General features: G+C 41.4%; 12 protein-coding genes and 1 tRNA gene. 8 read left to right on the top strand and 5 right to left on the bottom strand.

Annotated elements, in window-relative coordinates:
* Nucleotides 1-6: 6 nt before the first annotated feature.
* Nucleotides 7-1,779 (bottom strand): ABC transporter ATP-binding protein, encoded by a 1,773-nt coding sequence (locus BUC10_RS00065; RefSeq protein WP_073175893.1) that lies wholly within the window; start codon nt 1,777-1,779, stop codon nt 7-9.
* Nucleotides 1,766-2,518, bottom strand: a complete 753-nt coding sequence (gene truA / locus BUC10_RS00060) for a tRNA pseudouridine(38-40) synthase TruA (RefSeq protein WP_073175892.1) — start codon at nt 2,516-2,518, stop codon at nt 1,766-1,768. Before truA ends, BUC10_RS00065 begins: the two co-directional genes overlap by 14 nt.
* A gap of 87 nt (nt 2,519-2,605) precedes the next feature.
* On the opposite strand from truA, the gene BUC10_RS00055 reads away from it, so the two are divergent.
* From BUC10_RS00055 to BUC10_RS00045, 3 genes are all read left to right on the top strand, one after another.
* Complete coding sequence (locus tag BUC10_RS00055) at nt 2,606-3,100, top strand: metallophosphoesterase family protein (RefSeq protein WP_073175891.1); 495 nt, start codon at nt 2,606-2,608, stop codon at nt 3,098-3,100.
* 1 nt (nt 3,101) lies between these two features.
* Nucleotides 3,102-4,055: an MBL fold metallo-hydrolase gene (locus BUC10_RS00050; RefSeq protein WP_073175890.1), complete on the top strand. Its 954-nt coding sequence runs from the start codon at nt 3,102-3,104 to the stop codon at nt 4,053-4,055.
* A gap of 99 nt (nt 4,056-4,154) precedes the next feature.
* Nucleotides 4,155-4,976: a DUF6503 family protein gene (locus BUC10_RS00045; protein WP_073175889.1), complete on the top strand. Its 822-nt coding sequence runs from the start codon at nt 4,155-4,157 to the stop codon at nt 4,974-4,976.
* Between the two features lie 77 nt (nt 4,977-5,053).
* Here the strand turns inward: BUC10_RS00045 and BUC10_RS00040 are convergent, their stop codons facing one another.
* A complete protein-coding gene (locus tag BUC10_RS00040) occupies nt 5,054-5,464 on the bottom strand; it encodes a DUF4293 domain-containing protein (RefSeq protein ID WP_073175888.1) in 411 nt (136 codons plus the stop codon).
* 192 nt (nt 5,465-5,656) lie between these two features.
* Between BUC10_RS00040 and rho the strand changes: the two genes are divergently transcribed.
* The 5 genes from rho to BUC10_RS00015 all read left to right on the top strand — a co-directional run bounded on the left by rho (nt 5,657) and on the right by BUC10_RS00015 (nt 13,198).
* Nucleotides 5,657-7,231, top strand: a complete 1,575-nt coding sequence (rho, locus tag BUC10_RS00035; protein ID WP_073175887.1) for a transcription termination factor Rho — start codon at nt 5,657-5,659, stop codon at nt 7,229-7,231.
* A 141-nt stretch (nt 7,232-7,372) separates the two neighbouring features.
* Nucleotides 7,373-8,044, top strand: coding sequence for a hypothetical protein (locus BUC10_RS00030; protein WP_073175886.1), 672 nt, complete (start codon nt 7,373-7,375; stop codon nt 8,042-8,044).
* 7 nt (nt 8,045-8,051) lie between these two features.
* Nucleotides 8,052-8,741, top strand: a complete 690-nt coding sequence (locus tag BUC10_RS00025; RefSeq protein ID WP_073175885.1) for a hypothetical protein — start codon at nt 8,052-8,054, stop codon at nt 8,739-8,741.
* A gap of 246 nt (nt 8,742-8,987) precedes the next feature.
* A complete protein-coding gene (locus BUC10_RS00020) occupies nt 8,988-11,033 on the top strand; it encodes an LruC domain-containing protein (RefSeq protein WP_084732485.1) in 2,046 nt (681 codons plus the stop codon).
* A gap of 245 nt (nt 11,034-11,278) precedes the next feature.
* Nucleotides 11,279-13,198 (top strand): LruC domain-containing protein, encoded by a 1,920-nt coding sequence (locus tag BUC10_RS00015; RefSeq protein ID WP_165614837.1) that lies wholly within the window; start codon nt 11,279-11,281, stop codon nt 13,196-13,198.
* A 62-nt stretch (nt 13,199-13,260) separates the two neighbouring features.
* On the opposite strand, the gene rpsT is transcribed toward BUC10_RS00015, so the two are convergent.
* Both rpsT and BUC10_RS00005 read right to left on the bottom strand, forming a co-directional pair.
* A complete protein-coding gene (gene rpsT, locus BUC10_RS00010) occupies nt 13,261-13,512 on the bottom strand; it encodes a 30S ribosomal protein S20 (protein ID WP_073175882.1) in 252 nt (83 codons plus the stop codon).
* A gap of 80 nt (nt 13,513-13,592) precedes the next feature.
* Nucleotides 13,593-13,664: transfer RNA gene (locus BUC10_RS00005), tRNA-Glu, on the bottom strand.
* Nucleotides 13,665-13,686: the final 22 nt, after the last annotated feature.

Here is a 13,686-nt window from a genome sequence, read left to right as displayed (position 1 = left end):
ATATCTCTAAGCAACTTCTTCTTCCAGAAACTGAGCCTCGTATAAGTCATTATAATACCCACCTTTTTTTAGAAGTTCTTGATGGTTACCAATTTCAACGATTTGGCCAGCATCCATAACAATAATCTTATCTGCCTTTTTGATTGTGGCCAAGCGGTGGGCAATGATAATGGAGGTTCTTCCCTCGGTAATTTTATCCGTAGCCTGTTGGATCAATTGTTCCGAATAGGTATCCACAGAGGAGGTGGCCTCATCCAAAATAAGGATACTTGGGTTACTTACATAGGCCCGCAAAAAGGCAATGAGCTGGCGCTGCCCGCTGGAAAGCATGGTACCGCGTTCCTTCACATTGTATAGGTAGCCTTCAGGCAAGCTGGAGATAAACTCATGGACTCCAATCTGTTTGGCGGCCTGCTCAATATCCTCCAAACTCACACTCTCATCCCTAAGAGAGATATTGTTGGCGATGGAATCGGCAAAAAGGAAAACATCCTGCAAAACAATAGCTATATGTGAACGAAGTGATTTTAAGGTGTACTCTTTTATATCATGTCCATCGATCAAGATGGAACCCGAATCAATTTCATAGAAGCGATTGAGCAGATTGATAATGGTGGATTTTCCAGCTCCTGTGGCACCAACAATGGCAACCGTTTCCCCCGCTTCCACGTCGAAAGAGATTCCATGCAGTACCTCCTCGTCCTCCACATAGCTAAACCGTACATCGGAAAATGACAAAGCACCCTTTACATCAGATTTTTCAAGGGACCCCTTGTCTGCAATTTGACTATCGGTATCTAAAATTCCAAATACCCTATTGGCAGCTACCATTCCCATTTGCAGCGTATTGAATTTGTCCGCAATTTGACGCAAGGGACGGAACAACAAGTCCATCAAAAAGAAAAAAGCGAATATGGAACCCGTATCGTTGAGGCTTACATTGTCTATATTCTGGACCACTCCAAAATACACTACCAAACCAATCCCTATGGAATAGGAAATTTCGGCAATTGGAAAGAAAATTGAGTTATACCAGACCGTTCGCAACCATGCATTTTGGTGCTTTTCATTAATATCCCTGAACTTCTTTTTTTCAATTTCCTCTCGATTGAAGAGCTGTACTATTTTCATACCGGCAATACGCTCCTGTACAAAGGAGTTAAGATTTGCCACCTGGGCACGTACCTCAATAAAGGCAACTTTCATTGCCTGCTGGAACAGACGTGTCGCTATCAAGATAATGGGAAGGATAGCGAATACGATAACGGCCAATTTCCAATTGATGTACAGCATAATCCCAGCTGCTGAAAGCATTTTTAGCGTATCCGCTACAATGACAAAGAAACCCTGACTGAATATCTCACCAATACGTTGCATATCTGCCACAGCCCTAGTGACCAAGACTCCGATTGAGGAATTATCAAAATAGGTCATTTTAAAGCCCATCATGCGCTGGAACAAGCGTACCCTTATATCTTTAATTACGGATTCTCCCAAAAGATTGGCATAGTAATTAAAGGATAATTGACAAATTACCTGGCCCAAAAGGGCACCTAACATGGCCAAGACTACAAGCATCAACAATTCTTCATCCTTAGCGGAAAGCGCCTTGTTGATAATATCCCTAACCAGGATAGGGGTTAAAACAGCAAAAGCAGCGGACAAAATGGCCACAATGGCAACCACCCAAAAGATAACTCGATAAGGTTTCGTATGGGCGAAAACCCTTTTGAACAATCGAAAATCGAATGCCTTTCCTATTTCTTCATTTTTGCTCATCCAAGATGGTTTTGGGGTACAAGACCTCTGTCAAATATAATCCTTTTGCAGGCACTGATGCGCCAGCATTACTCCTGTTTTTACTTTCTATAATGGTATGGATTTCATCTGGGTTCGTTTTCCCCAAGCCTATATCCAAAAGGGTGCCCACCACTGCCCTTACCATATTTCGAAGGAATCGGTCCGCCACAATGGTAAAGACAAGTTTATCTCCTTGCTTTTCCCATTTGGCCTCTCTAACATCGCAATTAAAAGTCTTTACATCCGAATTGGATTTTGAAAAGCTCTCAAAATCAGTATGGGAAAGTAAAAATTGGGCTGCCTGGTTCATTGCTTCAACATTCAAGGGAAGTTTTATGCAGTGGGCCAAATCCCGATAGAAAGGATTTTTATCCTGAACCACCCAATACTCGTAGGTGCGTTCCACAGCATCAAACCGGGCATGTGCATCAAGCCTTACCTTAAAAATTTGCTGAACAGCTATGTCTTCCGGAAGAAGCGCATTCAGACGATAAACCAACTCATTGCAATCTTGAATTTCGGATACGTCAAAATGGGCGAACATCTCCTTCGCGTGCACTCCTGCATCCGTTCGTCCAGCACCCACCACTTCAATCTGCTGTCGCAGCAAGGTGGAAAGTGACCGTTCCAATACTTCTTGAACTGTAATGGCGTTCGGTTGGTTCTGCCATCCATGGTATGCCTTTCCGAAATAAGAAAACCGGATAAAATATCTCAATGGGATTCCCTACATTTAAATGTTAAAGATAGTTCAATCCCCACCAATGAAAATCTTGGGTTGTTTTTTTAGCATATTTTTAGCGTTATGACCAAAATCTTACTGCTCTCGGATACACATGGCCACATGGACGAGACCATTTTAAAATATGTTTCCCAAGCCGACGAGGTTTGGCATGCTGGCGATATTGGTCATTTGTCTGTTACCGATAAAATCGAAAAACTTAAACCGCTTCGGGGGGTTCACGGAAATATTGATAACCATGTCATTCAAAAGGAATTTCCGGAACACAACCGTTTTTTTTGTGAAGAAGTGGATGTCTGGATCACACATATTGGGGGATATCCCAATCGCTATGATCGAAGAATCAGGGATGAATTAAAAAGACGTCCTCCGAAATTGTTTATTTGTGGACACTCCCACATTTTGAAAGTTATGAACGATAAAAAATTAAACCTACTACATATGAACCCCGGAGCCTGCGGAAAGCATGGTTTCCATCAAGTCCGGACCATGCTCAGGTTTCAAATTGATGGAGATACCATTTCAGATCTGGAAGTAATTGAATTGGGTAAACGATAATATGAAACCTTTCTTTTTTCTTTTCTTGGTGTTTTTGATATCATGCGGCCCTGCTGCCAAAGAAAAGCAGGAAGAAGTCGTTGATCATCAAGATAAAGTAAGCCTCTATGTCCTAGGTACGGTCCAAGATGGAGGCAGTCCACATATTGGATGCAAAAGGGACTGCTGCAAAGACTTGTTCCAGAACCCCGATTTCCAAAGAAAGGTGGTTTCCTTGGGCGTAGTGGATAATGAAAACCAAAGATCATACCTATTCGAAGCTAGTCCAGATTTACCATCCCAGTTGAAATCCCTAAAGGAATTTTCTGGAAAAACGACCGAAACCCCAGATGGGATATTCCTGACGCATGCCCATATTGGGCATTATGCCGGGTTGATGTTCTTAGGTCGCGAAGCCTTAGGAGCCAGTAAGGTTCCAGTTTTTACCATGCCGCGGATGAAATCCTTTTTGGAAACAAATGGCCCTTGGGAACAATTGGTCCATCTAAAGAACATTAAACTGCATGAAATGGGATTTGATCAGGAACAAAAACTAACTCCCAACATTACCGTTACACCTTTTCAAGTTCCCCACCGCGATGAATATTCCGAAACGGTGGGCTTTATCATAAAAGGGCCCAACAAAACAGTACTATTTATTCCTGATATTGATAAATGGCATAAATGGGAAAGGGACATTACCAAAGAGATTCAGAAAGTGGACCTTGCATTTTTGGATGCTACTTTTTTTGACGCTGTAGAAATTAACAACAGGGATATTACCGAAATTCCACACCCTTTTGTGATAGAAAGTATGGAAGTCTTCGACAATTTATCGTTGTCTGAAAGGGAAAAAATTCATTTTATTCATTTTAACCATACCAACCCCCTACTGAACCCTGAAGGTAAGGCCCACCAGAAGGTTACGAAGGAAGGCTTTAAGGTCGCAGAGTTTCATCAAAGGTTTGGGTTGTAAAAAATCTTCTAAGTAAGTATAGGTAAAACGGACCGTCTAATAGGCAAAACCCTTATACTATACAAAATGAAACTATCCAGTTTAAAACTTTTAGCCCTTATGGGCTTTCTTCTTTTCGCATCATGTGGCCAAAAACCAAAACAAGAGGCCACCGCGGAAGAACCTGTTGCGGAATCTCCCCATACACCTGAATACAATACCGAAAATCCTAGAACGGTGCTTACCTCCATAGCTCATGCACATGGAGGTTGGAACGATCTTTGGAAAAAACGGGATGTGGAATACACCTACGATTATAGAGTTCCGGCCACGGACAAAGCGGATATATCCATGGAGCGCTACATTTTTAATTCCGAAGCCTCCTATGGCAAATACCTACAGCACCAAATCAATGTAATGCCGGACAACGACGCTGAAGTGGTTCAGTGCTTTGACGGAAAAAACACAGTTGTGATGGTGGATGGAAAAAAGTCGGAAGACGAAGCTTTGGTCGGGCTTAGTGATTTTCTTCGCAGGGCCAACTATTATTGGTTTACCATGCCCTACAAATTGAACGATAAAGGAACTGTTGCAAAATATCTGGGGAGCGAAGCGTACAATAACATCAATTATGATAAGGTACATGTAACTTATGATCCCGAAGTAACAGGAAAGGAACAAAATGATATTTACATTTTATATGTCAATCCTGAGACCAAGTTGGTAGATCGTTTCTATTTCTCCCTTCCTTTTTTAGGGGTTGAAGAACCCGTGATCATTGCCAATTATGAATACGAAGACATTGAAGGGCAATTGATAGCTACCAAACGATCCTACTTTATACCCACTGAAGAGGGTTACCCGGAAGAACCAAGTCTTGTGCAAACCTTAAGCGACATAAAGTTTGGCAATGGGTTTACGGAAGAGACATTGATGCAGTAACATCAACAAAACATATTGAACAAAAACCCCGGCTAAAGCCGGGGTTTTTTCGCACTAATACTACTAAGATGTTAGGTTTAACGCAGACGATCCACAGATTTTACAAGATCTTCATCCTTTTTGATGGCTCTGTTGGCCAGAACCAGAAAAACGATAGAAAATACAGGAATCAGCATCCCAATACCCTTCTCAGAAACCACAGTCTCTCCGGATAAGTTTAGGGATCGGTAAACGAAAAATCCTAGTAAAAAAAGATTTAATATCATGTTCAATCTGTTCACCACAAATTGATTTTGTCTGTTTTTGTACAAAAAAATGGAAACCAATGCCAAGGCCGCCGAAGCGTAAAAAGCCAAACTAACCCAAAGTACTTCAGCTGCAAAAACTTGATGCCCTTCGGTATTGGTCCACAGTTGCACTATAAACGGGAGTGCACCCGCTATTAGTGCAACCAGTGCCAAAAAAAAGGTCTGAATTCGCTGAATCATTACTTAAATTGATTTCGGAAGGCAAAAATAGGTGTCTTTTCGGTAAAAGACGCCCAAATGTTGAAAAATAATTTGTATACTTGTGTCGTTATTAGCGAAGCACTCGCATCAAGGATTCTTTCCTATCGTAGTACCCCAATAACTTTACTTCAGATTATTTACGAAAGACAATAATAATTTATTCATTACTTAATGTTCGAGATTTCAGATCTAAAAGCTAAAAAGCTTCCAGAACTGCAAGAAATTGCAAAAGGACTCAATGTGCCCAAATTCAAGACTCTAAAAAAATTGGATTTGGTCTATCAAATTCTGGATGTTCAGGCTTCCAACCCCAAAGCGGTTAAAGAAAACACCCAAACACCGCAAGAGAATGCTCCCCAAAAGCCTAAGAGGGCTCGATTGGCAAGACCCAAAAAAGAGCAAAAAGACGCAGATGTAGCTACAGCTGAGGCACCAAAACAAAAAGACAGTAAGGAGAAAACCGAAGGAGCTTCTGAAGTTTCCCCTAAAAAAGAGCAGCCCAAGCAACACCAACATCAAAAAAACCAGCATAATAAAAGAAACCACCAGCATCAAAGGAATGGTCAAGACAAAAAGAGCAGTAACTTTGATAAAGACTTAAAAAACAGGTATAAAGAGCCTGAATTTGAGTTCGACAGCATTATAGAGAGCGAAGGTGTTCTTGACATTATGCAAGACGGATATGGTTTTCTTCGGTCTTCCGATTACAACTACCTATCCTCTCCAGATGATATTTATGTATCCCAATCCCAAATTAGACTGTTTGGGCTCAAAACTGGGGATACCGTCCTTGGAAACGTAAGACCTCCTAAAGAAGGGGAAAAATACTTCCCGCTGATCAAGGTGACCAAAATTAATGGGCTTGATCCCCAAGTGGTCCGAGACCGCGTCTCCTTTGAACACCTTACACCATTGTTTCCAAAGGAAAAATTCAAATTGGCGGAACGCCAAAGCACATTATCCACACGTATCATGGATTTGTTCTCCCCAATTGGAAAAGGACAACGTGGGATGATCGTTTCGCAGCCTAAGACAGGTAAAACAATGTTGCTGAAAGATATTGCCAACGCGATAGCGGCAAACCACCCAGAAGTATATCAAATCATTTTGTTGATTGACGAACGCCCCGAAGAGGTAACCGATATGCAGCGTAATGTTCGTGGTGAAGTTGTGGCTTCTACCTTTGACAAAGAGGCAACGGAGCACGTGCGAGTGGCCAATATTGTGTTGGAAAAGGCCAAACGACTTGTGGAATGTGGCCATGATGTTGTGATTTTACTTGATTCCATTACCCGATTGGCAAGAGCGTATAACACTGTTCAACCTGCATCCGGAAAAGTATTGAGTGGGGGTGTTGATGCCAATGCACTACATAAGCCTAAGCGATTCTTTGGAGCGGCAAGGAATATTGAAAATGGAGGGTCACTCTCCATCATTGCCACTGCTTTGACCGAAACTGGCTCTAAAATGGACGAGGTCATCTTTGAGGAATTTAAAGGTACCGGTAACATGGAACTTCAATTGGATAGAAGAATTTCCAACCGTAGAATCTTCCCTGCTATCGATCTTATTTCTTCTTCTACACGAAGAGATGATCTACTCTTGGACGAAACCACCATTCAGCGTATGTGGATCATGCGCAAATATTTGGCGGACATGAATCCTGTGGAAGCAATGGAGTTTATGGAACAGCGCATTAAGCAGACCAAGAACAATGAGGAATTCCTATTAACGATGAACGAATAGGAATTTTCCGTAGTTTTTCCCCATAGAATTAAAAAATAAAGACCTTTGGCCGAAACCAAAGGTTTTTTTGTGCGTTCGTTTTAAGAAAACCATATCTTTAGTACGGTTTCCCCACCACGTATATACTTAAAACACTTACAAATGAAAAACACCAAAAAAGTAACCCACCTTCTCATGCCGATATTGCTCATGGCCCTTATTGCATGTCAGCAACAACCAAAAAAAGAAGACCATGAAGAAAAACCTGATCAAGAACATCGCGAAAAAGTAAAACCCCCTAAGCAAATTATCTCTCTTGAGGAATCCAAAAACCTTTACGATAATTACACCAGAAATCGGGTAGAGATCATACAGCAATTTGAAGCGGAGCGAAGTCCAGAGGAAGCTTTTGATCCTGCCAGATTTGCCGCATTTGATTATGCTGGCATAAAACAGTACATCGCATTTATTGAACAGGAAGCCAAGGAAGCCGGTGTGGATATTTCTTCCCTTCGTTTATACTTCGCCAATTATCCAGACAAGGAAAAATTTCCGGATGGAAAAAAATTGGTGCACCCAAGACAGAATTCCATTTTTATTGTACCTACCATTGATGTTGATGGACAAGACTTTGGCTTCTTCATTGGAGAAGATGGAAAGGCTAAACTAATTAAGGATGCGGTAGGGCCCAATGGAATTGGAGTCAACCATTCAACATCCAATCAAGCCCATGCCAGTTTTGTACCTTCATTGTCCGCCCCAGTATTGCAGGGAGGCCAAAGCCTAAACTATAACAGAGGACAATCTGGCCCCCCTCCATCCCCAGATTTTTAGTACGATTATGTATCCAGAGCTCCTGTCTTTTATTAAGGAACACTATAATATTTTACTCTACCTGGTCACTTGGATTATTGCCGTGGCCAGGTACAGAAGATATTTTGATACGGTATTGGGGTTTTTTCCCATATTCATCATGTACACCTTTCTCACGGAGCTTCTGGGTTATTTTGTAAAGTTTCAGGAAGGGTTTCAATTTTTTTCGGACGATCAGTACGCCTGGCATAATGTGATCATCTATAATATCTATTCCCTTGTTTCCTTTTCTTTTTTCTTCTTTATCTACTGGAAGACATTAAAAACACCCAAGTTTAAGGTGATCGTAAAAACGGGAGCAGCCGTAAGCTTGGCGGCCTATATTGTTAGTGCTTTCTTTCAGAATCCGTTCCACATTAACTTGTACTATGCAGACCTAGTCGCATCTATGGCCCTATTGGTGTTTATTGTCCTTTATTTTAAAGAGAAGCAAAAAGAATCCAGCCCCTATCCCATGAAACAAAATCTGTTGTTTTGGGTAAGTTTAGGGTTGGCATTATTTCATTTATTCTTTCCATTAATTTTTGTAGCAGCTTATGAGGCACCAGCATTTTATTCACAGTTTCAACTGCACAAACTATTGATGTTCCTTATTGTGGCAATGTATTCCTTATTTATTGTGGGCTTTTTGATTAGTAAACGCCGTGCCTTTAGATAGGCATTAGCCATACCACAGATTTAAGCGATTTTACAACTTTTGGTCACCGTTCATCGATCAATTATATCAATTTGTAGGTTTTTTCGTTCAATTTGAATAGTTGAATGCTTTCAATCATTTATCGGACAAATAAAACCGTTTGTCGACACAAAGTCGCAAATAGCCGCTAATCAAAAAACTGGGAGCCTTCCTAATAGTAGTTTTATTGAAAATTTTGGACCTACGAGTCCTGCAAACATCAAAAAGATGAAAACGTCCCAAATTGTTTTATCTCTATTTTGCCTAATGGCATTATCACTTTCTTCTTGTGTAAAGGATAGCCTTGACAATCCGACAACCCCAAATCCAGACGGAGGAGAAGATCCAAATCCTACAGAGATTCCAATCGAAGAACTTGAAATTACGGAGTTGCAAATTCCTTCCGGGTTTGAATTTGCAACGGAAAAGCAAGTTTCCCTAACCATTAATGACAATACTCCCGGTGTTAAATACGATGTTTACGCCTACAACGACGAAGTGGTTCAAGGTCCGGCCATTACACTGGTCAATGATGAGGGCGAAGAAGAAACTGAGATCGACATCTCCGTGGACAACTTGAACCACCTTATTTTCAGTGGCAGTCCGTCCGGCGGAACCATTGAGCACACCTTTGCAGTTGCCAGCTATTTTGATAAGCTTTATGTGCGAAGAAAAGAAGGGGCCAGTTACTCATCTTCCATATTAACTATTAACTCGGAAACCGTTATATATACCTATTCCCCCCAAAGCAGTAAGCGTATTTCAACCGGTAAACCAATGGTAGAAGATTACCTCTATTGCGTTAATGGAAGTGGTGAAATGTTTCAAATAGACCCAATTACAGGGGACTATACCTTTATTTCTGATATGCCAATGGGCAGTTGGACGGCCGCCATTGACCAGGAAAACAAGCTTTTGTATTCCATTGGACGTAGTAAGCCAAATCCACTTATGAAGTACGATATGGTGAACGACACGTGGACAACTGTCGCCAACTTGGGAATAGGTGGACCACGATTGGATTATAACAAGAACGACGGTCTTCTCTATTTTTCCACAGGTGACAAGCTTTATTCCATAGATCCCCAAAATGGAAGTATTCTTTCCAATTGGAAAATCAATGGCCTTCATAAAAAGAATGGTGGAGACCTGGCATTTTCTGAAGATGGAACACTTTTTGTCTGTTCTTTTTCAGGACTATATAGATTGGACCCTGATGCCAATGGCGATTTTGATGCCATTCGAATTAGCGGGCAAGATTTACCTTTTGACCCCACCTCCATGACATTTGATTCCAACAATGAGCTTTGGTTGGCCAACAATGGCGCAAGTAGTAATCTAATAGTAATGGACACCCAGACAGGTGGATGGGAATATCGCTATGGGCCCAACTCAAACACGGGTGTTAATTTTAACCGAACCATAAACGACCTGACCACTTTAAGGGTTTTTGATGAAGTTACCATTGACCCGGATACCGATGGGGATGGCATAACCGATAGCAACGATGAGTTTCCGAACGATGCCGAAAAAGCCTTTGAACAATTTACCCCCAGTAAGTATGGCTGGGGAACCGTGGCCTTTGAAGATCTTTGGCCGTTTTTAGGAGATTACGATTTTAATGATACAGCTGTCAATTACCGATTTGTTGCCGTACTTAACGCAGATAATATGGCGGTACAGTTGGACATTCATTTTGAGGTGACCTCAGATGGGGCCGGTTTCACCAATGCTTTTGGTATTGAACTGGAAAGCATCTCCCCAAGTCTAATTGAATCCGTAACTGGGACCGTGCTTACCGAAGGCTTCATTAATGTAGCTGCCAATGGTGTGGAACAGGGACAAAACCGGGCTGTTATCATCTTGTTTGACAACAATGAAACCATGTTAAAGGTACCTACCACAGTTTCTGTAAAATTCACCACCCCCATAACCACGAACCAACTTGGATTGGCTCCCTTTAACCCGTTTTTAATAGTGGATGGGGATAGAGGCAAAGAAATTCACCTACCCAATCGATTCAGAACTACTCTTGGTGTTAACGACACCACGGTGGAGGGAATCAACAGGGATATCGATGGAAATTTCCAAACGGATACCGGACTACCGTGGGCCATAAATATTGTGCATGCTTTTAAGCCGCCAAAAGAAAACATACCTGTTAACCAAGCGTACAACTTCTTCAATGAATGGGCTTCCTCCGGAGGAGCGTCCTATCAAGATTGGTATAAGGACTCCACCGGTTATAGAAATGAATCAGAGCTTCAGGATTAAGACTGTAATCCATTTTTCATAAAAAAGAAACGCCCTAAAAATGGCGTTTCTTTTTCCTATGGTTGTTTCCGAACCAAACTTTCCATGTATCAAGGATTGACTGAATAAGTTCTCTTCCGGCCCCAAGCATCCATGGGTATTTTTCTTACAACGCTTTTAACAGCTTTTACAACTTCACACGGTAGTTTATCGATAAAAAATGGGTTTTTGTAGGTTATTTCGTTCATTTAATGAATTTCTTATTCATGGCAAGGAACGTCTATTTCATATTGTTTCTAATTTTCTCCACCCTGCTTCTTCAAGGATGTTTAAAGGAAAAGTACAACGATTACTTGGAGTCATTGGGACAGGATTCACTCAACGTGGATGCACCAAATCTTACGGAACTTCAATTTCCCGTTAATTTCGATTTTAAAACCGAAACGACCATATCCGTAAACATAACTGACAGTTCCCCCAACGTGGTCTACGAGGTATATGCTTATACTGACGAACTTGTTGAAAGCTTGGATAGCATCACGGGGCCGCTTCCCAACAAATTATTTGAAAGACTTCCACGAAATGGTTCCATTCAGGAAAGTGTGAACATTTCATCCTTTATAGATGACCTTTTTATCATTCGAAAGGCCAACGACGGCATTCAAGACATTGTGGTTCCCATATTACAGAATTCAGCCTCTTATAGTTACAATGGCCCCACTGGCAAAAACATACCCACTCCTAAACTTTTAACAGACAAACAGGCCAGTGTAGACTGCGCCAATGTTTATGGTCAGAGGTTTTACGCAGATGTCCGAAATGTTTTTGTTTCCAACGATGCTAATAGTAACACCATCTCAAATATCATATTTCCAAAACAAGGGGCCACTGCACTAATTGAGGCCACCTCCGTGGATGGGGTTGAGTTTAAAAATCGTTTTTCCATAGCCGGGGCCGGATTCTCCACCCCGATTTATACGTTCAACGGTTTCAACTTCTGGATAGCCTCAAAAATTGACACCAACAACGATCCAGATGGCTATGTGGAATTTGAGATGACCTTTGATACCCCTATTCAAAATTTGATAATGCATTTCCGTAGCGTGGATGCATCTATGTACCAATTTATAGGTGATCAGCATACTGAAACTTTACTTTCTGGTGGTAGGGAGTTTTTTTATGAAGCATCACCAAGGGTACTAAAGGATACAGATTCCCGCTCTCGAGGAAGATACTATAGGGATGGTTATGGTTCTGTACTGATTTCGGCCACGGAAGGCACATTTGACCGCCTAGTTTGGCGAAGAATAGATGACCCCAATAGTAATACCCAAAACGATTCCAATTGGTTCACTTTTTCGGAAGTTGAAGTATGCAATGACCAAGATGGCGACGGGGTTGTAGATTCGGTGGATGAGTTTCCAAATGATGCAGGCAAGGCCTACGCCATAGTGTATCCATCCAATTCCTCAAAAGCCTCCTTGGTTTTTGAGGACTTATGGCCTTTCCGAGGGGATTGGGACTTTAACGATACTTCCATTGACTATTCCATTTCCAAAATTTTTAATGCTTCTGATCAACTTGTAGGTATTGATTTCTTCTATTCGGTCACCTCAGACGGTGCTGGTTTTGTTAACAGTTTGGCGTTTGAAATCCCAGGATTGAACCCGAATAATGTAGCCTCTACAACCGGTCAGTTGCTCAATAGAAACGTTTTCGACCTTAACACCAACGGAACGGAATTAGGGCAAGAACATGCCGTGATTCCATTATTTGATGACCACTCTACCATAGTGAACCAAGAAAATACAGTAAGTATTATCCTCGTCAACCCAATTTCCAACACAAGTGTCGATTTTGCACCCTTCAATCCGTTTTTGGTGGCTAATGGCCAAAGAGATGTAGAAATACATTTGGCAAAATACGAACCCACCTCGTTGGGAAATTCTTTACCAGAGGTTGAGGGAAACGTTGCAGACACAAATGGGGACTATACCACAGAAAATGGACTTCCTTGGGCTATCAATGTAATTGAGTCCTTTCCGCTACTTCTAGAAAAAGAACCTATAAATGAGGGTTATCTGCATTTTGAAGAATGGGGGCTGTCAGGAGGAAATACAAGAAAAGATTGGTATAAAGACAAGCCTGGTTACCGAAACAATGTCAAATTAATTAGACGGAACTAACTCAATTTAGAGAATAAAAAACGCCCCAAAAGGGGCGCATAATAGTTAAGTAAGGATGCAAATTACATTGCTGCAACCTTGCTCATGAGTTTACTTTTCAAGTTGGCAGCCTTGTTGTTGTGAATGATGTTGCGCTTTGCCAGTTTGTCAATCATACCAACCACTGTTGGAAGAAGCGTCTCTGCCGCCTTCTTATCCTCTTCATTTCTCAGCTTTTTGATGGCGTTACGCACCGTTTTGTGCTGATATCTATTACGCAAACGAACTGCTTCGTTTCTTCTAATTCTTTTTAATGCGGACTTATGATTTGCCATTTCTCTAGTTAAATATTATTAAGTTATGAGTCATGAGTTATACTCAAAAACTCTCAACTCTGCATTCTACACTACACTTGTAGCCCGTAGGGGAATCGAACCCCTGTTACCAGGATGAAAACCTGGCGTCCTAACCCCTAGACGAACGGGCCATTTTAAGTTAGAAGCAGGCTT

Origin of the sequence: Flagellimonas flava (assembly GCF_900129665.1) — a bacterium.
In the GTDB taxonomy this organism is placed as follows: Bacteria; Bacteroidota; Bacteroidia; order Flavobacteriales; family Flavobacteriaceae; genus Flagellimonas; species Flagellimonas flava.
The sequence above is the reverse complement of the archived record's forward strand: the minus strand, read 5'-3'. Positions and strand labels throughout refer to the sequence as shown.

Bases quoted from the DNA above. Each gene is read 5' to 3' on its own strand.
- BUC10_RS00045 (WP_073175889.1), top strand. From the start codon at position 4,155: ATGGGCTTTCTTCTTTTCGCATCATGTGGCCAAAAACCAAAACAAGAG.
- BUC10_RS00065 (WP_073175893.1), bottom strand. From the start codon at position 1,779: ATGAGCAAAAATGAAGAAATAGGAAAGGCATTCGATTTTCGATTGTTC.
- BUC10_RS00020 (WP_084732485.1), top strand. From the start codon at position 8,988: ATGAAAACGTCCCAAATTGTTTTATCTCTATTTTGCCTAATGGCATTA.
- BUC10_RS00040 (WP_073175888.1), bottom strand. From the start codon at position 5,464: ATGATTCAGCGAATTCAGACCTTTTTTTTGGCACTGGTTGCACTAATA.
- BUC10_RS00050 (WP_073175890.1), top strand. From the start codon at position 3,102: ATGAAACCTTTCTTTTTTCTTTTCTTGGTGTTTTTGATATCATGCGGC.
- BUC10_RS00015 (WP_165614837.1), top strand. From the start codon at position 11,279: ATGGCAAGGAACGTCTATTTCATATTGTTTCTAATTTTCTCCACCCTG.
- BUC10_RS00025 (WP_073175885.1), top strand. From the start codon at position 8,052: ATGTATCCAGAGCTCCTGTCTTTTATTAAGGAACACTATAATATTTTA.
- rho (WP_073175887.1), top strand. From the start codon at position 5,657: ATGTTCGAGATTTCAGATCTAAAAGCTAAAAAGCTTCCAGAACTGCAA.
- rpsT (WP_073175882.1), bottom strand. From the start codon at position 13,512: ATGGCAAATCATAAGTCCGCATTAAAAAGAATTAGAAGAAACGAAGCA.
- BUC10_RS00030 (WP_073175886.1), top strand. From the start codon at position 7,373: ATGAAAAACACCAAAAAAGTAACCCACCTTCTCATGCCGATATTGCTC.
- BUC10_RS00055 (WP_073175891.1), top strand. From the start codon at position 2,606: ATGACCAAAATCTTACTGCTCTCGGATACACATGGCCACATGGACGAG.